The sequence below is a fragment of the Streptomyces sp. NPDC101237 genome (genome assembly GCF_044767465.1).
GTDB classification, from domain to species: Bacteria; Actinomycetota; Actinomycetes; order Streptomycetales; family Streptomycetaceae; genus Streptomyces; species Streptomyces gramineus.
On sequence record NZ_JBIWNY010000004.1, the window covers coordinates 1 to 20,917 of the forward strand.

At 69.9% G+C, this 20,917-nt stretch carries 14 protein-coding genes; 6 read left to right on the forward strand and 8 right to left on the reverse strand.

All coding sequences use genetic code 11. From position 1 onward, the window contains the following. Positions 1-157 precede the first annotated feature (157 nt). The 5 genes from ACIRQ9_RS07760 to ACIRQ9_RS07780 all read right to left on the reverse strand — a co-directional run bounded on the left by ACIRQ9_RS07760 (position 158) and on the right by ACIRQ9_RS07780 (position 6,445). Positions 158-3,454 (reverse strand): TIM-barrel domain-containing protein, encoded by a 3,297-nt coding sequence (locus ACIRQ9_RS07760; RefSeq protein WP_404168237.1) that lies wholly within the window; start codon positions 3,452-3,454, stop codon positions 158-160. Positions 3,455-3,783: 329 nt separating this feature from the next. Then, complete coding sequence (locus ACIRQ9_RS07765; RefSeq protein WP_404168239.1) at positions 3,784-4,707, reverse strand: zinc-binding alcohol dehydrogenase family protein; 924 nt, start codon at positions 4,705-4,707, stop codon at positions 3,784-3,786. Positions 4,708-4,815: 108 nt separating this feature from the next. Next, a complete protein-coding gene (locus tag ACIRQ9_RS07770) occupies positions 4,816-5,211 on the reverse strand; it encodes a MerR family transcriptional regulator (protein ID WP_404168241.1) in 396 nt (131 codons plus the stop codon). A gap of 89 nt (positions 5,212-5,300) precedes the next feature. Next, positions 5,301-5,648: a VOC family protein gene (locus ACIRQ9_RS07775; RefSeq protein WP_404168243.1), complete on the reverse strand. Its 348-nt coding sequence runs from the start codon at positions 5,646-5,648 to the stop codon at positions 5,301-5,303. A 47-nt stretch (positions 5,649-5,695) separates the two neighbouring features. Continuing rightward, a complete protein-coding gene (locus ACIRQ9_RS07780) occupies positions 5,696-6,445 on the reverse strand; it encodes an SDR family oxidoreductase (RefSeq protein WP_404168245.1) in 750 nt (249 codons plus the stop codon). A 209-nt stretch (positions 6,446-6,654) separates the two neighbouring features. Here ACIRQ9_RS07780 and ACIRQ9_RS07785 point away from each other — a divergent pair, with 209 nt between their 5' ends. Next, entirely contained in the window at positions 6,655-7,236 is a 582-nt protein-coding gene (locus ACIRQ9_RS07785; RefSeq protein ID WP_404168247.1) for a TetR/AcrR family transcriptional regulator, read from the forward strand. Between the two features lie 199 nt (positions 7,237-7,435). Here the strand turns inward: ACIRQ9_RS07785 and ACIRQ9_RS07790 are convergent, their stop codons facing one another. Then, positions 7,436-8,263: an alpha/beta fold hydrolase gene (locus tag ACIRQ9_RS07790; RefSeq protein ID WP_404168249.1), complete on the reverse strand. Its 828-nt coding sequence runs from the start codon at positions 8,261-8,263 to the stop codon at positions 7,436-7,438. A gap of 280 nt (positions 8,264-8,543) precedes the next feature. Between ACIRQ9_RS07790 and ACIRQ9_RS07795 the strand changes: the two genes are divergently transcribed. Beyond that, positions 8,544-10,022 carry an FAD-dependent monooxygenase gene (locus tag ACIRQ9_RS07795; RefSeq protein ID WP_404168251.1) on the forward strand — a complete coding sequence of 493 codons (1,479 nt, stop codon included), beginning with the start codon at positions 8,544-8,546 and terminating at the stop codon, positions 10,020-10,022. Between the two features lie 29 nt (positions 10,023-10,051). Here the strand turns inward: ACIRQ9_RS07795 and ACIRQ9_RS07800 are convergent, their stop codons facing one another. Continuing rightward, the gene (locus ACIRQ9_RS07800; protein WP_404168253.1) at positions 10,052-10,993 is read right to left on the reverse strand and encodes a TDT family transporter; all 942 of its coding nucleotides are present in this window, start codon (positions 10,991-10,993) and stop codon (positions 10,052-10,054) included. Between the two features lie 353 nt (positions 10,994-11,346). On the opposite strand from ACIRQ9_RS07800, the gene ACIRQ9_RS07805 reads away from it, so the two are divergent. The 3 genes from ACIRQ9_RS07805 to ACIRQ9_RS07815 all read left to right on the forward strand — a co-directional run bounded on the left by ACIRQ9_RS07805 (position 11,347) and on the right by ACIRQ9_RS07815 (position 18,585). Further along, positions 11,347-12,792: an aldehyde dehydrogenase family protein gene (locus tag ACIRQ9_RS07805; protein ID WP_404168255.1), complete on the forward strand. Its 1,446-nt coding sequence runs from the start codon at positions 11,347-11,349 to the stop codon at positions 12,790-12,792. Positions 12,793-12,914: 122 nt separating this feature from the next. Then, positions 12,915-13,955, forward strand: coding sequence for a LuxR C-terminal-related transcriptional regulator (locus tag ACIRQ9_RS07810; protein ID WP_404168257.1), 1,041 nt, complete (start codon positions 12,915-12,917; stop codon positions 13,953-13,955). 475 nt (positions 13,956-14,430) lie between these two features. After that, positions 14,431-18,585 carry a carboxypeptidase regulatory-like domain-containing protein gene (locus tag ACIRQ9_RS07815; RefSeq protein ID WP_404168259.1) on the forward strand — a complete coding sequence of 1,385 codons (4,155 nt, stop codon included), beginning with the start codon at positions 14,431-14,433 and terminating at the stop codon, positions 18,583-18,585. Positions 18,586-18,857: 272 nt separating this feature from the next. Here ACIRQ9_RS07815 and ACIRQ9_RS07820 read toward each other — a convergent pair whose 3' ends face one another. Beyond that, positions 18,858-19,856, reverse strand: a complete 999-nt coding sequence (locus tag ACIRQ9_RS07820; RefSeq protein WP_404168973.1) for an NADP-dependent oxidoreductase — start codon at positions 19,854-19,856, stop codon at positions 18,858-18,860. A gap of 125 nt (positions 19,857-19,981) precedes the next feature. Here ACIRQ9_RS07820 and ACIRQ9_RS07825 point away from each other — a divergent pair, with 125 nt between their 5' ends. Next, a complete protein-coding gene (locus tag ACIRQ9_RS07825; protein ID WP_404168261.1) occupies positions 19,982-20,917 on the forward strand; it encodes a LysR family transcriptional regulator in 936 nt (311 codons plus the stop codon).

Consider the following 20,917-nt stretch of genomic DNA (forward strand, 5'->3'; position numbering starts at 1 on the left):
CCCCGCGCCCGCCCCCCCCCCGGCCCCCCCCCCCCCCCGGCCGGCCGCCCGCGGGGCGGCCCCCGGGGGGGGGGGCCCCCCCCCGGGGGGGCCCGGGGCCCCCCCCCCCCACGTCCTGTCCCGCACGGGACGCCATGGGCCCCGTGCGGGACGGCCTCTAGTGGAACGCGATCGTGAGGGGGGTACGGACGGAATGGCGGGGGACGGTGATCGTCAGTGTGTCCGTGGTGTCGTCCCAGGTGTAGGCGTGCGCGGACAGGGTCGTGCCGGCGGCCGTGACGCGGGCCGGTGCCTTCGTGCCGCGGACCGACACCGTCCAGGTGCGTTGCCGGGGCTGGCCGTGGAACGTGCCGCGGGCCGGTCCGATCGTCAGGGTGTGGACGCCGCGGGACTCCTTGTAGTGGATGGGCGTGGTGGCGCTGCGGAGCCGGCCCACCGCCTTGCCGTCGTCCTCGTAGAGGCTGGTGGAGCCAGAGGCCCCGGCGGCGACGGTGAGGGTGACGTCGGTCAGCGGGCTGAGATCGTCCGCGGCGACGTCATGGGTCCGGGTGGGCACGATGCCGCCGGCCCTGACGAAGACGGGCATCGTGTCGAGCCCGGTGGTGACGTCCTGGGTCGTACCGCCGTCGTAGGTCTTGCCGGTGAAGTAGTCGGTCCACCGGCCCGGCGGGAACCAGACCGAGGTGGTGGCCGAGGTGCCGCCGGTGGTGACGGGGGCGACCAGCATGTCGGAGCCGTAGAAGTACTCGCTGTCGGCCGTCGTGTACGCCTTCTCCTCGTCCGGGTACTCCAGGTACATGGGACGGACGATCGGCAGGCCGGTGCTGTTCGCCTCCTCCGCGAGCGTGTACGTGTACGGGACCAGCGCCTCACGGAGGTTGAGGAACTTGTCCGCCGACTTCCGCGCCGCCGTGCCGTACTGCCAGGGCAGCCGGTCGCTGTGGTTGCTGTGCAGGCGGTCGACCGGCTGGAAGGTGCCCAGCTGGACCCAGCGGGCGTACAGGTCGTCGGGCAGCTTGTGCGTGGTGTAGGTCTTGCCGTCCGAGGTGTAGGTCTCCGAACCGGTCAGGCCCGTGGTGTCGTTGTGGCCACCGATGTCGTGGGTGATGGCCGCCATGCCGGTCGCCGCCGACTCCCCCGGGGTGTAACCGACTTCGAGCTTCAGCGTGCCCCAGGTGGACGAGGTGTCGCCGGTGAAGTGGACCGTCGAGCGCTTGTCCGCCCACGGGCCGGTCGGCAGTCCCTGCTGGCCGCTGTAGCCGCCGGCCTGGAGCGATCCGTACGCTCGGGAGAGGACGAACCCGCGCCCGATCCGCTGCGCGGTGGCGGTGGCGTACTGCTGGTTGATCCAGGCGTCCGGGGTGACCCCGGGAAGGGTCGAACGGGCGGCGTCACAGCACCAGTCGAGCCACCAGAAGTCGTTGCCCTGGTCGTCCATGGTGCGGTGCAGGTTCAGGTAGGCCTTGAGCTGGTCGGGGTCGCCGAAGTCGAAGGTGTAGCAGTCGTCCCCGGCGCCCGAGGCGCAACCGCCCTTCGTCAGCTTGCCCTTGGCCGTGGCCTGCGCCTGGGCGAACTGCGGGTCGGACGCGAGGATGCTGGGGTGCACGTTGAGCGTGTTGTGCAGGCCCTCGGCCGCGGACCAGTCGAAGAAGCCCTTAGGATCAGGGAACTTCACCGGATCCATCTCCCAGCCGCTCCAGCTGTTGACGGCCTTGAAGTCCGTGTCGGTGACCAGCACGTCGAGCGGGACTCCCTCGGCGCGGAACGCCGGCAGGATCGTGTTCCGGTAGTCCGCCGCGGTGCGGTCGATGTACTCCGAGTACCAGACACCGTAGGCCCATTGGGGCAGGAGCGCGGGCGGCCCGGTGAGGGTGGCCAGGTCGGCGAGGCCCTGCTTGTAGTCGTGCCCGTACCCGAACAGGTAGCCGTCCTGGTAGGGGGTGCCGCCGTGGCCGGGGCGCGGCGTGACCTTCTGCGTGCCGGTGTCGTAGAGGGCCGAGGACGTGTCGTCGAGCAGGTACCAGCCGTCGCGGTTGAGCAGTCCCGGCGTGGTGACGAGCGGCCCGCCGTTGCCGGTCACGCCGTCGAGTCCGCGACGGTAGCCGCCGAGGGCGATGTGCGGGGGCGGCGCGGCGCCGGTGGGCTTGGTGACCGCGAGGGTGTCCGCGTTGACGTGGCAGCTCGTGGCCTCGGGGCAGTTGAGCGTGATGTCGTCGGTCCCGGCCTTCAGGGTGACGGGCACGGAGGCGGTGGCCCAGGTGTCCCAGTCCGCGGTGGCGGGCAGCGACAGCGTGTCGCTGGTGCCGCCCGCGGACACCGTGGCGGTGCGTGTCCGGTGCAGGCCGTCGCTGCCGGTGCCGTTGGCGTAGCGCACGTGCAGGGTGTAGTCGCCGTCAGAGGGGACGCCCACCACGTGGGTGGTCAGGGTGGAACCCTGGTTCAGCTCGGCGACGAACCCGCTGCCGGCGTACCCCTTGTGGTCGGTGGCCCTGACGGCCGTGCCGCCGGTGCGGGCTCCCTCCGCCTCGCAGCTCACGGCGAACCCGCAGTCGGCGGCGGCCGTGCTGGAGACGGGCGGGTACGGGTCGCCGGGGCGTTCGACGGCGACGCTGTCGACGTTGACGTTCCCGGAGTCCGTGGCGGTCCGGGTCAGGGCGAGTGTGTGGTGTCCGGCGCCGAGGTGCAGGGGCACGGTCGCGAGCTTCCAGGTGTCCCAGTCGGCCGTGGCCGGCAGGCTGACCGTCTGCGGGCTGCCTCCGTCCACGGTGACGGACAGCGTCCGGGTCTGCGTCTGCCCGTCGCCGCCACGGGAGTTGGCGTACCGCAGGCCGAACTGGTAATCGCCCGCGGTGCTGACATCGATGTCAGAGGTGAGGGAGCTGCCGGTGCTCTGGAATCCGGCGGCGAAGCCCGTCCCCGTGTAGCCGGTGTGGTCGGTGGCCACCGAGACCCCGTCGAGCCGAAGGTTCTCCGCCTCGCACAACTCACCGACGTCGCAGGTGAGATGCTGCCAGGGCGTGGCGGTCACCGGGGTGCCGCCCGCCGTCGTCGCGACGGAGAGGTTGCCGGTGTCGAACTGGCCCGAGTCGATCCGGTAGCGCACGGTCATGGCGCTGGTCCGGACGGTGAGCCAGCCGCCGGATCTGTCGGCCGTGTAGGCGGTGGGGGTGAATCCGGCGCGCCCGATGGCGTTGAAGGTCGGTGCGTCGGTGAACTTGCCGTCGCCCGCGTACTCGGTGCGGATCAGTGTCGGCGAGAGTATTTCGAAGCGGGCGTTCCCGGCGGTGACGGACGGGATCCGCAGCCGGGGGCTGCCGGCCGCGCCCGTGGTGTCTTGTGCCGACGCGGCCGACGCGCCGGAGAGGGCGACGGCGGCGACCGTGCCCAGAGCGGCGGAGATCCCCGCCCATCGACGCAGAGATCTCGACCGCCGTCTCCTCTGAAGGAACCTCATGAGTGTCTCCGTTCTCGGTGACCAGTGACGGGCCCCCGCCGCACCCGCGCACGGGTGCGGCACTCCGCTGATTTCAACGTTGCAAAAACACAGGGGAATCACAGCACACCGCCCCAGGCGGCATCCAGAGGGATGCGTCGGATTCCTGAGGGTCCGTGAGACGTCTCCGCGCCACGTGAGCCTGCCGTGGCGTGCGAGACAGAAGGTGACGGAGGTGAGGGCAGGGTCGTCGCGGCCCCGGCGCTGACCGACTCGCAGGAGGTCTCACGGGTGACCCCCGACGACCGGTCACCGGGCGCCGGATGACAGCTGACTTGGCGGAAGCCTGCTCATGTCACCTTGATGACGCCCTTGCCCGACGTGTGACCGTTCTCGACGGCGGCGAGGGCGGCCGGAGCGTCGGAGAGCGGGTGGACCGCCGTGACCACGGGCGCGAGGACCCCGTCGAGGGCCAGCCGGGCCGCCCGCTCCAGGTTCGCACGGTCGAGGCGACGCTCGACGAAGCGCCCGCCGATTTCGGGCACGGTCAGGTCGCCCACGGCGACGACGTTGCGGAGCTCCTTCGCCAGCGGAGCCACCGTCCGCAGCGAGGTGCCTCCGACCATGTCGACGATCCCGTCGAAGCCGTCCGGGGCCAGGTCGCGGGCCGCCGCGACGACGTCTCCCGCGGTGTAGTCGATGAACCGCACCCCGGCGGCTTCGGCGTGTGCGCGCTTCGCGCCGCTTCCCGTACCGATCACGCGCAGCTCGCGTGCGGCCGCCAGCCGGGCGACGGCGAGGCCGACACCGCCGCCGACCCCGTTGACCAGGACGGTCGCACCGGCGGGAAGGCCGAGTTGGTCGAGGGCGTCCACCGCGGTCGTCCCGGCCACCGGCAGCGTCGCCGCGGAGGGCATGGACAGGCCCGCCGGGATGCGCGCGGTGTTCGGCGCGGACAGCACGGTCGTCTCGGCGTACGTCCCGCCCCCGGTCAGTGCGAAGCCGAAGACCCCGTCACCCACCTCGAACCCGTCGACGTCCTCGCCCAGGGCGAGGACGGTCCCTGCCGCCTCCATGCCCAGCACGCGAGGGAACGGGCGACCGCCGTCGAGTCCGGGGACCAACCCCGAGCGCAGCAGGTGGTCGAGGGGGTTCACGCCCGCGACCTCGACCCGGATCAGCACCTCGCCGCGACCAGGGACGGGGTCGGGACGATCGAAGAACTCCTGCACCTCGGGCCCGCCATGCCTGCCGTAACCCCACGCCTGCCCCATGGTCCGCCGCCTTCCGTGTGACCGATCCCGGTGATTCCCGGGCCGTACGGCCATCCTGACCTTTGACACCAATGTCAGGGGCAACGGGTTGAGACGCAGGTCACAGACTCAGGCCGACCGGGCGGCCGTTCCTGGAGTCGTCGAGAACTCCGCCTGGTGCCGGGCGTTGGCCGCGATGAGCACGTCGAGCGCATTCCGCGTCTCGACCAGGCGCACGATGTCCGCGTCGATCCGCTCCCGCTCGCGGGTCATCACGGCGAACGCCAGCTGCACGGTGCGCGGGTCGGCGGGGGTCTCCACGCACGGCAGGACCGTCGCGATCAGCCGGCTGGACATGCCCGCGTCGAACAACTGCCTGATGAGCGAGACCCGCTCGATCTCGGCATCGGAGTAGTGACGCTGGCCGGTGTCGGAACGTGTGCTGGCCAACAGTCCCTGAGCTTCGTAGTACCGCAGCGAGCGCGGACTCACCCCCGTGCGCTTGGACAACTCGCCGATCCTCATGCCTGCGAGCGTACGCCCGCGTGCGGCGCGGCTGGATCGCCGTCATGCCCCCCCCTGTACGCCGCGAGATGGGCCGGCGCGCGCGGGACTCAGGCGCGGAGCTGCATGTACTCGAAGACGGAGCCGTCCGGGTGACGGGCGACGATCCTGGTGCCGTTGGGCACTTCGTTGGGGGCTTCGAGGATTTCGGCGTTCGCTTTGCCGAGAGCCTCGAGAACGGGGGCCAGGGAGCCGACGATGACGGTTCCGTTCTGCGAGACGTACTTCTCAACGGGGCCGGAGTAGAGCAGGAATGGCCCTACCAGTGCCAGTTCGAGCTCGCGGTACGGGAATCGGCGGACTTCCGTTTCCCCGGTCAGTTCCTGGTAGAGCGGGATCGCGGCGTCCAGGTCGTCCACCTCTACATTGGCGACCATGGCATGGATGTTGCTACTCATTTCAGCACTCTCTCTTTGACTTGCTATTGATACGGGCCGTGAATCGGTCAGATCTGGTTGAGTCCGCCGTCCACGAACAGCTCTGATCCGGTGACGAAGCTGCTGTCATCACCGGCGAGGAAAAGAGCGGCGGCAGCGGCCTCGTCGGGGTGGCCCATCCGGCCCAGGGGCACCTGCCCGGCGAACACGTCCCGCAGTTTTGCGGCTTCGGCGGCGTCGGCGGCCAGTCCGTTGATTCCGGGGGTGGCGATCGGCCCGGGTACCAGGGTGTTCACCCGGATGGCCCGGTCCCTGAGTTCGTTGGCCCAGGTGCGGGAGAAGGAACGCACGGCGGCCTTGGAGGCGGCGTACACCCCGAAGGCGGCTTCGCCCGATGTGGCCGCGGTCGAGCCGGTCAGGATCACCGACGCGCCGTCGTTGAGGAAGGGAACGGCCTTCTGGACGGTGAAGAGCATTCCCCTGACGTTGATGCCGAACGTCGCGTCGAAGTGCTCCTCGGTGACCTGTTCGAGGGAGGCGAATTCACCGCCGCCCGCATTGGCGAACAGCACATCGATCGGATTTCCCCGCTCGGCGACGGCCGCGTAGAGGCGGTCGATGTCGCCCAGGTCGGCGACATCGCCGCGCACCGCGGTGGCCCCGTGACCGATCTCGGCCAGGGCGGCGTCGAGCGCTTCCTGTCGGCGGCCGGTGATGAACACGTGAGCGCCTTCGCGCGCGAATCGCTTGGCGGTGGCCAGGCCGATTCCGCTGTTGCCCCCGGTGATGACGGCCGTCTTTCCGTCCAGCTGCCCCATGATCCCTGCTCCTGTCCGGCGTCACTGGTGAGTCACGGCCCGCAGGTGAAGCGGGCCCTGTTATGGACTGTACGGTAAAGAACCTTGTTATGGACCGCTCGGACAAAAACGAAGGTGCGAGGTACGTCACCTGCGACACCGCCGCCGAGCGATGGTCAGGCGGAGGATCGATCTGTACCGACAGGTCAAGAAGGACGTACACTCTCCTCATGGGACGCCCTCGGAATTTCGACGAGAAGCAGGTCCTGGAGTCCGTACGCGAGCAGTTCTGGAATCAGGGCTACGGGGCTACGTCACTGCAGGATCTGACGGATGCCACCGGGCTGGGGAAGGGAAGCCTGTACGGCGCCTTCGGGGACAAGCGGCAGCTGTTCCTGCACGTGCTCGACAGCTACCGCGCCGAGCAGCTGGACGGCGTGCGGGCGATGCTCACCGGCCCCGGGACCGCTCTCGAGCGCCTGACCAACCTCGTGGAGGGGGTGGCCGGCGGATTCGCGGGTGACCCGCGCCGGCGCGGGTGCCTCATGGTCAACAGCACGTCCGAGCTGCACAGCAGCGAGCCGGACGTCGTCTCACGGGCCAGAACCACGTACCAGACGGTCGAGGACCTTCTGATCGCGTGCGTGAGGGAAGCCCAGCAGGACGGGTCCGTCACGTCGGACGCCGACCCCCAGGAACTGGGACGCCTGCTCCTCGCCGTGATCCAGGGCATCGAGTTCCTCGCCAAGACCGACATGGACGACGCCGCACTGCTGCAGATCGCCCGCTCGGCCCTCAAGGCCCTCGTCTGACGTTCCGGGTGTGCGCATGCGGCAACCGGCGCGCAGTGGCCGCTCCAGCTCCGGGCGCCGGATCGTGGAGAGACGCCGGAAGACGCCGGCGGTGCCCGCGGTGCGGGCCGGTCGCCGGCGTCAGCGGCAGGGCACGGGACGCCGTCCTCCACCCGGTCCGGTGAGCACCACCGGCAGCAGACGACCCACGCTGGCGGCGCTAGCCGCGCGCGAACTCAAGCAGGTCCTTGTTGAAGATCTCGGCGTACTCGGGCACCATCGCGAGGCCGTGCGGCGCACCCTGGTAGACCTTGTACTGCGCACCCTTGACGATCTTGGATGATTTGTCGCCCGCGGAGACGATGGGCACGATCTGGTCGTCGTCGCCGTGCACGATCAGGGTCGGCACGTCGACCTTCTTCAGGTCCTCGGTCGTGTCCGTCTCGGAAAACGCCTTGACGCAGTCGTAGGCGCCCTTGATTCCGACCGTCATGCTCCACAGCCAGAACTCGTCACGCGTTCCCTGGGTGACGGTCGACCCCTCTCGGTTCGCACCGTAGAACGGCGCGCTGAGGTCCTTGTAGTACTGGGAGCGGTCCGTGAGCACCCCCTGACGGATCTCGTCGAACACCTCGATCGGCAGACCTTCGGGGTTGGCGTCCGTCTTGAGCATCAGCGGCGGAATGGCGCCGACCAGAACCAGCTTGGCGACGCGACCCGTGCCGTGCCGGCCGATGTACCGGGTGACTTCGCCGCCGCCGGTGGAATGGCCGACCAGGATGACGTCGTGAAGGTCTTCGGCCTCGATCACGGCGGCCAGGTCGTCGGCGTACGTGTCGAGGTTGTTGCCGTCCCAGGGCTGTCCTGAGCGGCCACCGCCACGCCGGTCGTGGGCGATGGCGCGGAATCCGTTGTCCGCCATGAGTTTCATCTGGGGGTCCCAGGCGTCGGCCGTGAGGGGCCAGCCGTGGGAGAAGACGACGGGTTGGCCGGAGCCCCAGTCCTTGTAGAAGATCTGGGTTCCGTCCTTGGCAGTGGCGAAGGGCATGGTGTGCGTTCCTCTCGCAGTTCGCTCGCCGCTCCCTGCTTTCACGCCGCCAGGGCCGTGACAGGAGAAGGCGTAGAGATCACGCTAACCACGCGCCATCGTTTCGGCACGCCGGAGAGCACCGCGCTGAGAGCGAGCGGCCCGGCGAGGCCCGACGCGATGCAGAGGCACGATGCGCGTGGTGCACTGGAGGGATCAGCTGACCTGCACAGTCGGCCGGATGATCGCCTGGCGTCCTACTTGCTCGGGGTCACGCGGAGGACAGAGCATGGGGTCGGACATGGACGTACTCGTTGTCGGAGCCGGGCCGGCGGGGCTGCTGCTCGCGGGTGACCTGGCCGAAGCAGGGCTTCGGTGCACCGTCGTGGAGCGGCGGGAGGGCGAATCCGCGCTGACGCGTGCCTTTGCCGTGCACGCCCGGACGATGGAGCAGTTGGACGCCCGCGGGCTCGCCGACGACCTGTTGCTGACCGGAATCCGCAACCCGGTCCTGCAGTTCCTGCACATCGATCTGTCGCGGCTGCCGAGCCGCTATCCCCATGTGCTGGTGACACCGCAGTACAACACCGAACGCCTGCTCCTGGCCCGTGCCCAGCAGCGCGGAGTGACCATCATGCGGGGTCACGAAGCGACCGGTCTCCAGCAGGACGAGACCGGAGTCGACGTGGCGGTGCGGGCTGCGGACGGAACCGAGCGGAGCCTCCGTGCGGACTTCGTGGTCGGCGCCGACGGGCGCAACAGTTGCGTGCGCCGCTCGCTCGGCCTCCCGTTCCCGGGCCGATCCGCCGTGCGCTCGATGATGCTCGCGGACGTGCGCCTGGCCGACCCGCCGAGGAAACCACCCACGGTGGGAGCGATCGGAGACGCCTTCGCCATCGTGGTGCCCTTCGGTGACACCTGGTTCAGGGTCATGGCGTGGAATCGCCAACGCCCGATGCCGGACGACGCGCCGGTCGAGCTGGACGAGATCCGCGACGTCGCCCGACGGGCGCTGGGCAGTGACTTCTCCATGCACGACCCCCGCTGGATCTCACGCTTCCACAGCGACGAGCGCCAGTCGCCGCGCTACCGCGTGGGCCGGGTGTTCCTCGTGGGCGACGCCGCCCATGTCCACTCCCCCGCCGGCGGTATGGGTCTCAACACCAGCCTCCAGGACTCCGCCAATCTCAGTTGGAAGCTGGCCGCGGTGCAGCGCGGCCGCGCGCCGGACGCGCTGCTCGACAGCTACGAGAGGGAACGGCACCCGGTGGGACGCCGGGTCCTGCGGATGAGCGGTGCGCTGCTGCGCGGAGTCCTCACCACGCCCCGAGCGCTGTGCGGGATCCGTGATCTCTCGGCGCGTACGGTGCTGAAGACTCCTTGGCTGGCCAGGCGGCTGGCCATGGCGATCTCGGGGCTCGACATCTCCTACGCCTCCGCGGCCGGCGCGCATCCCCTGGCCGGCAAGCGGGCACCCGATGTCCCTCTGAGCGACGGGCGTCGGCTCTACGAGGCACTTCGCGGACGTCGGTTCGTGCTCGTCGTCCCCGACGACTCCGCTCGGCTCGCCTCGCTGGTCGACGAGTGGTCCGACGAGGTGGAGATCGTGTCCGCGCAGGGCTCGACGAACAAGAGTGTGCTGGTCCGGCCGGACGCCTACATCGCGTGGGCCGTCTCGGACGAGTCGCCCGAACGCCGCATCGACGCGACCCGCGAAGCTCTGGCGGACTGGTGCGGCGCACAGCCGGCGAGCCCGGGAAACAGGGCTCCGTTCGCGTGACGCCCTGGTTCGACCGGAGCCCGGCCGCGTCAGCGCGCGGCAGGATATGCGGGAAGAAACGTGCCCTGGACCAGGCCCTTGACCGTGCGTGCCGCAAGTGCGGCGAAGCCAAGGGTGGAGAGCGCGAGGAGAACGTACGTGATGACGTCCGCGTGCCCGACGGCCTCGGCTCTCAGCCAGACGATCACATCGGTGGCGACGGCGACGTAGGTGAAGGCGAACGCCCAGAAGGGCGGCCCGAATGGAGCCGTCCGATATGCAGGAACCATGGAGATCTGCACGAGCGCCATGAGCAGCGCGTAGCCGGCGAGCCCGCTCGCCACGAAGTCCGCCTTCCCTCCGTTCATCGCGAACCAGACGTTGCCGGCCACGACGGGTGGGGCCAGCTCGATGGCGATGACCGGCAGCAGCCGGTTCGGCAGTGCCGGCTGCGTGAACAGTCTCAGGAGAAGAATCGAGCCGAGGACGACCCAGCAGATGAAGCCGAACCCGAACATCAGCTCGGAGAGTCTGACCCAGCCGAACGACGCCGCCCCGCCCGCCGCCAACAGACCACCGGCCACGGTGGGCAGGAAATAGGCAGGATGCCAGTCGACGAGTTTCATGTCGACGCGAATCCACGCCCCGGTCAGCAGCCCGCCCAGAACGACCGTGACGACGAAGGCGACGAGGTAGAGGCATTTCCCGGCCGTGTCCGCGTACGGCCTCAGCGCGACTCCGATGAGCATGGGAACGATCGGCACCAGGGAAATGAAAGGGCCGGTGACCGGATGCGTGAATTCTTTCCCCAGGGATCCCCGGGAAGCGACGTTCACCGCATAGGCCACCAAAGTCAGGAGCCATAGCAGGCCCGCACCCCACCACAGAACGATTCCCGGCCACTCCGGTGCGTGTGCCACGTTGTGCGCCGCTGTCCACGCCTGAGCCAGCCCCGCCACACCGAAGCTGATGCCGAACAGATTGGGAGCCACCAGATATGTGCGGCCGGCCAAAGAAGTGCTCCGTTCCGTGACCACCCCGGGCGGGGTGCTGCCGTGACGCCTTCCCGGCGATCATGTCTTCCGCGGGCCGCCTTCGCGAGGCGACGCTCCCACGGAGCGGGCGAGTCGTGCCCGCGACGACCAGGGCCTCGCTGAACTCCGCCGGGAGACACGCCTTGGGGGTCCACCACCACATGTGCCCGGAAGGGAACCGGCCTTCCGGCGTCCAGTGGTGCGAGGTCGCTACATTTTGTACAAGTGGTCCCTGGCCAGGGCGGTCCTACGGTGGGATCCGCCGACGCGGACGCGTCGGCCCATCCCGAACGTTAGGGCCGTGACCGGACATGACTTCCCCCCGCTCCTTCTGGCTCGCCGGCCGCAAGGCCACCGGCGAGACCACACTGACCGTGACCTCGCCCTGGACCGGCCGACTCGTCGACCAGGTCAGCGTGCCGACCGACGACCAGGTCGAGGAGGCGGTCGCCGCCGCACACGCCGTCCGCGAGGAGTTCTCCGCGACGCCCGCGCACCTGCGTGCCGCCGCTCTGGACCACGTGAGCAAGCGACTCGTGGAGCGCGCCGAGGAGATCGCACAGCTCATCTCCGCGGAGAACGGCAAACCGATCAAGTGGGCCCGCGGCGAGGTACGCCGCTCGGTGTCCGTGTTCCGGTTCGCCGCCGAGGAAGCCCGCCGCTTCAACAGCGGCGAGGCTCAGCGCCTCGACACGGACGTGGCGGGCCAGGGCCGTCTCGCCCTCACCCGCCGCTTCCCGAAAGGTGTCGTGCTGGGCATCACGCCCTTCAACTTCCCGCTCAACCAGTGCGCCCACAAGCTCGCCCCGGCCATCGCGGCCGGCGCCCCGATCATCCTGAAGCCGGCGCCGAACACGCCGCTCTCCGCCTTGGTCCTCGGGGACCTGCTCGCCGAGACCGACCTGCCGGACGGTGCGTGGAGCGTCCTGCCGGTCGCCAACGACCGGATGCCCGCACTGGTCCAGGACGAGCGCCTGCCCGTCATCTCGTTCACCGGTTCCGAGCGGGTCGGCTACGCGATCATGGACTCGGTCCCCAGGAAGCACTGCACGCTGGAGCTCGGCGGGAACGGCGCGGCCGTCGTACTGGGCGACTTCACCAGCGACGAGGACCTCGACCGGGCCGCCGACCGGATCGCCACGTTCTCCAACTACCAGGGCGGACAGTCCTGCATCTCCGTGCAGCGCGTGATAGCCGACGCCGCGGTGTACGACCGGCTGCTGCCCCGCATCGTGGCGGCGGTCGAAGCACAGGTGACCGGGGACCCCGCGGACGACAGGACCGATGTGGGCCCGCTCGTCAGCGAGGACGCCGCGTGCCGCGTCGAGTCCTGGGTCGACGAAGCCGTCGGCGCGGGCGCCACCCTGTACACCGGTGGCAAGCGCGAGGGCGCCTCGTACGCGCCGACGGTCCTCGCGGATGTTCCGGCTGACACGACACTGGCCTGCGAGGAGGTCTTCGGACCGGTTCTCACGGTGCTCAAGGTCTCCGGCGAGACCGAGGCCTTCGCGGCGGTCAACGACTCCAAGTACGGCCTGCAGACAGGGGTGTTCACGCACGACCTGCGGGCAGCGTTCCGGGCTCACCGGGCTCTGGAGGTCGGCGGTGTCGTGATCGGTGACGTGCCCTCCTACCGGGCCGACCAGATGCCCTACGGCGGCGTCAAGCAGTCCGGTGTCGGCCGCGAGGGAGTGAAGTTCGCCATGGACGACTACACCTACGAACGCGTGCTGATCCTCACCGACGTCGCCCTGTGACGACCCGCCGGTCCGCCTCCGTCGAAGTCCGCTGACGCGGAACGGGCGGCACCCGCTTGAACATCCGGCGATGGGGTGATCATTAGGGTGACGCGCAGACCGGTGGGTCGTCGGAGGTGGCGGTGTTAGAAGTTCTCGGACTGGACCAGCCCGCGGAAGCCCTGTATCTGGTCCTGGTCGACAATCCCCCGCTGTCCGTGGACGAGTTGTGCCAGGGCGTCGACATCGATGTCGAGCTCGCCCTGCACGCTCTGACGCGGCTGGAGGAGGGTGGTCTGATCTCCCGGCTGCCCGGCCCCGTCCCCTCCTACACCGCGCTGCCGCCCGACCACGCGCTGGAAGTGCTGATACTGGCCCGCGAACGTGACATCCACCGGGCGCGGGCCCTGACCGAGCGGCTGACGGAACGGCATCGCGAGGCTCGTCGCAGCCGGGACTCGAAGGCACTGATCGAGGTGGTGACCGGCCGTGACGCCGTGGCCCGGTGCGGACAGCAGTTGTTCAAGCGCGCGGAGCGGGAGATCCGCGGCATTGACGCGCCTCCCTATGCTCAGGCGATCGACGGCCAACGCGTCAACGCCGCCACCGCGGTGGTCGGGCGCGCCGTGCGCAGCCGCTTCATCCATGCTCGCGACACCCTCGGCAGGCCCGGTGTGGTGGCGAGGGTGGAGGCCGACATCTCGGCAGGCGAAGAGGTCCGTTTCCTGCCCGAGGCACCGATGAAGCTGATCATCGCGGACGATCAGGCGGCGCTGATCCCCCTGCTTGCCACGCCGCAGGTTCTGGACGCGTGCATTCTGGTCCATCCCTCGGCGCTGCTCGACGCGTTGTCCACGCTCTTCGAGTCGCTGTGGGAACAGGCGCAGCCCTATCTGCCGGGCGAGCAGGCGTCGGTGAGCGCCAACGAATTCGTCAACGACGAGGAACGGCGGATCATCTCCCTGCTCGCCATGGGGATGTCGGACGAGGCCATCGCACGCCAACTGGGCATAGGCCATCGCACGGTTCAGCGCCGGGTGCAGGCGCTCCTCGGCCGGCTCGGGGCGGCGAGCCGGTTCCAGGCCGGGGTGCTGGCGGCCAGCCGCGGTTGGTGGCAGCCGGACAGGGAACGGCTGGGCGGCCCGCCAGGTCCGCGCGGTCAGGCCCGACCCATCGGTTCCTAGCCCTGGGAAACGCCTCGCGGCCGGTCGAGCGTCACCTGGCCGGTTACCGCTCAAGGCCGAGTGAGGTCCCGGCGGCGTCCGACTCGGGGATTTCTTGCGAAGCAGACGTGATGACCTGCACAAAGGTCCGACCCTTCACGCCGGCCTGCCGGCGCGGTCACCTGGCGGCTTGACGCCGTGTCGTATTCACGCCTTCGACACATACGCTCTGGTACGCCTCCTCGGCCCACGCCGCACGTTCGGTCAGCGGACACCCGGAACCGTGCATTCTCTGTGAAACGCCCATGAATCGTGGCCACCGTCGCCTCCGACGGCCGACCACAGCTGACGGTCGGTCACCGTGGTCACTCAACGCGCATGATTGACAGTGGAATTACCGACCCCGCTAATTGCCCCCGGTGAATGCCAACCCATTCGCCGTCGCCCGAGAGCCGTGTACGGGTCGACCCCGGCAACCACGCATGGGAGTCACACGTTGCGCACCACAGGCAGCACCGCGAGACACAGATCCCCTCTCCGTCGAACCCTCTCCGCCACTCTGACCGTCCTCGGCGCCACCACGATGGCGCTGCTCGGACTGCAGGCCCCGGCATCGGCGTCGAGCGCCGCGCACACGTCCGCCTCCGCGTCCGCGAAGGGCACACGCCCGCTCTTCGAGCCGACGTGTGCGGTCGCCGAAGCCCGTCACTTCTCGTGCTTCGCCCTGCGCCGCTCCGACGTCAAGTCGGTCAAGGGCGTGATGCGGGCGGCCGACACCCCCGAGGGCTACGGCGCCACCGACCTGCAGAGCGCGTACGACCTGGGCGCGGACGGCGGCAGCGGGCAGACCGTCGCCATCGTCGACGCCTTCGACGACCCGACCGCCGAGGCGGACCTGGCCGTCTACCGTGAGCAGTACGGACTGCCCGCCTGCACGACGGACAACGGCTGCTTCCACAAGGTCGACCAGCGCGGCGGCACCCACTACCCCACCCCGGACCCGGGCTGGGCCGGTGAGATATCGCTCGACCTCGACATGGTCTCCGCGATCGCTCCCAACGCCCACATCCTGCTCGTCGAAGCCGACGACAACAGCTTCGACAGCCTGTCCGCCTCGGTCGACGAAGCGGTCGCGCTCGGTGCGAAGTTCGTCTCCAACTCCTACGGCTCCGACTACCGCGGCGGCAACGGCGAAGACCCCTCCGAGACCACCACGCTGGACGCCCACTACAACCACCCGGGTGTCGCGATCACCGTCTCCACGGGCGACTACGGTTACGGTGTCGGCTACCCGGCGGCCTCCCAGTACGTGACCGCCGTCGGAGGCACCACGCTGACCCGGGCGCCCTCCACGCCGCGCGGCTGGACCGAGTCCGCCTGGAACCTCGCCGGCTCCGGGTGCTCCCTGTACGAGCCCAAGCCCGCCTTCCAGCACGACACCGGCTGTGGCCACCGGTCCCTCGCCGACGTCTCGGCCGTCGCGGAGGACGTGGCGGTCTACCAGACCTACGGCAACGGCGGCTGGGCGGTGTACGGCGGCACGAGCGTGTCGTCGCCCATCGTCGCGTCGGTGTACGCCGACGCCGGTACGCCCGTCCCCGGCACCTACCCGAACTCCTACCCGTACGCGGCGAGCGCCGGGATCAACGACATCACCAGCGGCAGCAACGGCGGCTGCTCCCCCGCGTACCTGTGCAACGGCACCGCCGGCTACGACGGTCCCACCGGTCTGGGCACCCCCGCCGGTCTCGCCGCGTTCCGCAGCGGTCCGCACGGGGTGATCTCCGGGACCGTGACCGACAGCGCGAGCGGAAAGCCGGTCGGCTCGGCCACCGTCAGCGCGGGCACCAACGTGGCCCGCACCGACTCCGCCGGGGCGTACTCCCTGACCGTGCCGACCGGTACCTACGACGTCAGCGTCCAGGCGTACGGATACGCCGACGGCACGGCTCACGACATCGTTGTCGACGACGGCGCCGACCTCACGAAGAACTTCTCCCTGGCCCCCGTACCCAGCCGGACCGTCGCCGGCAAGGTCGTCGACGGCTCCGGCCACGGATGGCCGCTCTACGCCAAGATCACCGCCGACGGTGTGCCCGGCTCCGTGTGGACCGACCCGGTCACCGGCTCCTACAGCCTCGACCTGCCCGAGGGACACATCTACACCCTGCACGTCGCCACGGCCGCCACCGGCTACCGGGCCGTCACCAAGAAGGTCGACGTCGGCTCCGCCGACCAGACCGTGGGCTTCTCGGTCCCGGTCGACTCCTGGGCCACCACCACGCCCGGGTACCAGGTCCACGACAGCGGTGACACCGAGCCGTTCGACGCCACCGACGCCCCGCCGAGCGGCTGGAGCGTGGTCAACGCGGACGGCACGGAAGGCGGCTGGGAGTTCGACGACCCGTCCGGCCGCGGCAACGGCACCGGTGGTGACGGGGCGTTCGCCATCGCCGACAGCGACCACTTCGGCGGCGCGGCGACCCAGGACACCTCGCTGGTGACCCCGGTCTACGACTTCACCGGCAGGGACAACCCCGAGCTGGCCTTCGACACCCAGTACCAGCAGTTCAACAACCAGACCGCCGAGGTCGAGGCGACCGACGACGGCGGAAAGACCTGGACCAAGGTCTGGAGCGCCGGCTCGTCCATCTTCCCCGGCCAGCGGATCACCGTCCCACTCGCCGACTTCGCGGACAAGTCCGCGGTGCAGCTGCGCTTCCACTTCGCCTCGCACTTCGGCTGGTGGTGGTCCGTGGACGACGTCTTCATCGGCGACCGCACGGTCACTCCCACCCCCGGCGCACTCGTCGTGGGCACCGTGGGCGACGCGAACACCGGCACGGGCGTGGTCGGCGCCACCGTCACCAGCCAGGACAAGCCTGCCGAGAAGGCCGTCTCGGTCGCCACCCCCGACGACCCGAACCTCTCCGACGGGTACTACTCCCTCTTCTCGACCGTCTTCGGCAGCCACCCCTTCACTGCTGCCAAGTCCAAGTACTCCTCGCTGTCGAAGAACGTGAGGGTCGGCGCCGACAGCGCGGTGGAGGCCGACTTCACCCTCAAGGCCGGGACCATCACCGTCACCCCCGCGTCCGTCGCCGCCACCGTCGCCTGGGGCGGGTCCAAGGCGCAGAACCTCACGGTGAAGAACACCGGTGGCGCGCCCGCCACGGTCGAACTCGGCGAACAGTCAGGTACTTTCAGCCAGCAGGGCAAGGGCGCCGCGCTGCGGACCGTCAAGGGCGACTACAGCGCGCTGTCCAGCAGGGCCCACGCCAAGAGCGGCTCGGCCACGTCCGCCGCCGTGCCGGCGGACGGCCCCTGGCAGGCGGCGCCGGACTTCCCCGGCGCCATCATGGACAACGCCGTCGCCACGGACGACGGCAAGGTGTATTCGGCCTACGGGTTCGACGGGACGGGCGACAGCAAGGCCATGTACGTCCTGGATCCGGTCGCCGGCAGCTGGACGAAGCTGGCGAGTGCGTCCGACACCCGTGAGGCACCCGCGCACGGGTTCATCGACGGCAAGTTCTACGCCGCCGGCGGCTGGGGCGCGAGCGGCGACCCGGACGCCAAACTGGAGATCTACGACCCGAGTTCGGACAGCTGGACCACGGGCGCGTCCGCACCCAAGCCGTACGCGGGCTCCGGCACGGCCGTCCTCGACGGCAAGCTGTACATGATCGGCGGTTGTGGCGCCGACTCCTGCGGCACCACCGACGCCAGTGTCTACGACCCCAAGACCGACACGTGGTCCGCGGTCGCCGCCTACCCCGAGCCGATCGCCTGGCAGGCCTGCGGCGCCCTCGACGACCTGCTCTACTGCGCGGGCGGCCTCGGCTCCGGCAACAGCGACGTGATCCACGGCTACGTCTACGACCCGGACGCCGACAGCTGGTCCCAGCTCCCGGACATGCCCGCCCCGCAGTGGGGTTCGGCATACACCGCGGCCAACGGCGCGCTGCTGCTGGCCGGTGGCGTCGGCAACAACGCGCTCACCAACCGCAGCCAGGCCTTCGACCCGAAGACCGGCACCTGGAGCGCCCTGCCCAATCCCGCCGTCCCCACCTACCGCGGTGGTGGCGCGCCCGGCTTCTACAAGATCGGCGGCGGCACCGCACCCAGCACGCCGACGTCGAAGGCCGAGCTGCTGCCCGGGTACGACCAGACCGGGTCCGGAGACATCACCTGGCTGAGCGAGAGCACCCAGAAACTCACCCTGCAGCCCGGTGCGAAGGCGACCGTCACCGTCACCCTGGACGCCTCGGTTCCCGAGGTGACCCAGCCCGGTGACTTCACCGCCGCGCTCACCGTGGGCACCGACACGCCGTACGCCGTGCCCCGCGTGCCGGTCAGCCTGCACGTCAACCCGCCCAAGACCTGGGGCAAGATCACCGGGACCGTCCTCGGCGCCACGACCTCCGGCGGCGCCGCGCCGCTGGCCGGAGCGACCGTGCAGATCGACAGCTGGGCCTCGACGTACACCCTGACCACCGCGGCCGACGGCACGTACGCCCTCTGGCTCGACGCCCGCAACAACCCGCTGACCGTGATCGTCGCCAAGGACGGCTACCAGCCGACGGTGGCCACGGTGAAGATCCAGAAGGGAGCGACGGTCACGAGCAACTTCACCCTGAAGCGCAAATAGCCTGCCGCACGCCGACAGCGCGCAGCGCCGCACCACGGCATCGCCGTCGGCGTGGCATGGCTGGGGGAGGGTGGGCCGGTCCCCGCGGACCGGCCCACCCGCGCCCTACGCGTCAGAAGTGGTCGACGTCGACGACGGCCCACACCAGCCGGCACAGATTCATGCCGGTCCATCTTGTCGGCCGTGCATAGCTGAAATACGACCCACCCCGGCCACGCCCGCCGCCACCGCCGGGCTCGCGCCGCGCGCGGCGTTTTACGGGAGCCCTGCTGTTACGGGGCCACCGTCAGCACGATCTTTCCCTGGATGTGTCCCTGTGCGGCTCGCCTGTGGGCGCTGTGTGCCTCGGGGAGCGGGTAGGTGCTGTCCACTCCGACCTGGAGTGCGCCGTCGTCGAGCAGGCGCCCGATCTCGGCGAGCTGGGAACCGTTGGAACGCACCTGGATGTTCGAGACGGTGATGCTCCTACGTCCCGTCTCCTCCGGGTCGTACTGGGCGAAGAACACCGGAAGCATGGTGCCGCCATGCTTGATCATGCCGAGGAAGCGTGCGCTGTCCGGGCCACCGACGGTGTCGATCACCAGGTCGACGTCCCTGACCACGTCCTCGGCTCGGGTCCTGGTGTAGTCGACAAACTCGTCGGCGCCGAGTGCGCGCAGGAACTGCTCGTGCCGGCCCGAGGCCACTGCGATGACGTGCGCACCCCTCCCTTTCGCCAGCTGGACGGCGAAGTGGCCCACTCCCCCGGCGGCCCCGTTGACCACCACGGTCATGCCCGGCGTGAGCGGTACCGGTCGGTGCACCTGGCCGGTGAAGGGGGACGGCACGGTGTGGCCGAGATCGACCAGGTACTGCCAGGCCGTGAGGGCCGCCATCGGCGCGCCGGCCGCCTCCACGTGGTCGATACCGGCCGGCTTGTGCGCCAGGTCCGAAGCCGGTGCGGCCACGTACTCGGCGTAGGTCCGGCCGTCGAATCCCGGGAACCTCAGCATGCCGAAGACCTCGTCGCCGGGGGCGAACCCCCGCACGTCGGGAGCGACCGCCTCGACCACGCCCGACATGTCCGATCCGGGGATCAGGGGATATTCCAGTTTCGGCCTCATCTCGGCCGGCATGACCTTCATCCCCTCACGCAGATACCAGTCCGGCGGGTTGATCCCCACCGCGTGCACCCGGACCAGCACCTCTCCCGGGCCGATCGCCGGAACCGGAACCTCGTCGTACCGCAGAACCTCCGGCCCGCCCGGTGCGCGGAACTGGATCGCCTTCATCACGCCTGTCTCTCTTTCCTGGAAGAACGCTGCTCCTTCAGTCAAGGGCCGCGACGGCACGACCGTCCAAGACCGGTTCGGCAACCTGATCATTCCGAAAAGGCATGGCGCATTACGCTGGCAGGGTGAACGATCTCGGGCAGGATCTGGAACTGCGACTGGTGCGCTACTTCACCGTGGTGGCGGCGCACGAGCACTTCGGCAGGGCGGCCGCCGAGCTGCACGTCGCCCAGCCGGCGCTGAGCCGCCAGATCCAACGGCTCGAGAAGTATCTCGGAGTACGGCTGCTGGATCGCGTGCCCCGAGGAACCCAGCTCACCGCGGCCGGTCAGAGGTTCCTCCCCCAGGCCCAAGCCCTGCTGCGGGCGGCCCGCCAGGCGGAGCTGACCGCAAGGGAACGAGCAGCGGTGGAACGCCTCGCCATCGGCTACGTCGAAGACCTGGTGATCACTGACGTGGTGCAGGAACTGCGCCGCCGTCACCCGGACGCCGAGATCTCCACCCGCTACCTGAGCTGCCGCGACGTCGCCGCGCTGTCCGACCTGCGCGTCGACGCCCTCATCGCCCGGGCCCCGGTGCCGCTCCCCGCCGACGACGTGGTCACCACCCCGCTGTACGACGAGCCGCGGATGCTCGTGGTGCCGCGCGGCCATCTCCTGGCGGGGCGCACGTCGGTGACCGCGGACGAACTGGCCGGCGAGGAGGTGGCTCCCTGCGCGTTCGAGACGAAGGACTGGGCTTCGTACCGGATCCTCGGGGCCGGTGTGCCGCCGATCGAGAGCTACGAGGACAAGCTCGAACTCGTCGCGAGCGGCAAGGCGATCGCGGTGCTGCCCGTCGGCGATCGGCGCAGCTCGCTGCGTCCCGGACTCGTCACCGTTCCCCTCGAAGGTGCGCCTCCCAGCCAGGTCGTCCTCGTCAGCCGCAGGGGCGACCCGAACCCGATGATCAGCAACCTCCGGCTGGCTGTCGAGGTTGTCTCTGCCGAACGCGACGCGGCCCCCGTCGCCGACGGCGTACGGTGCACCGGCGGTGTGCGGCGGGGGCCGCGTCAAGCGTGA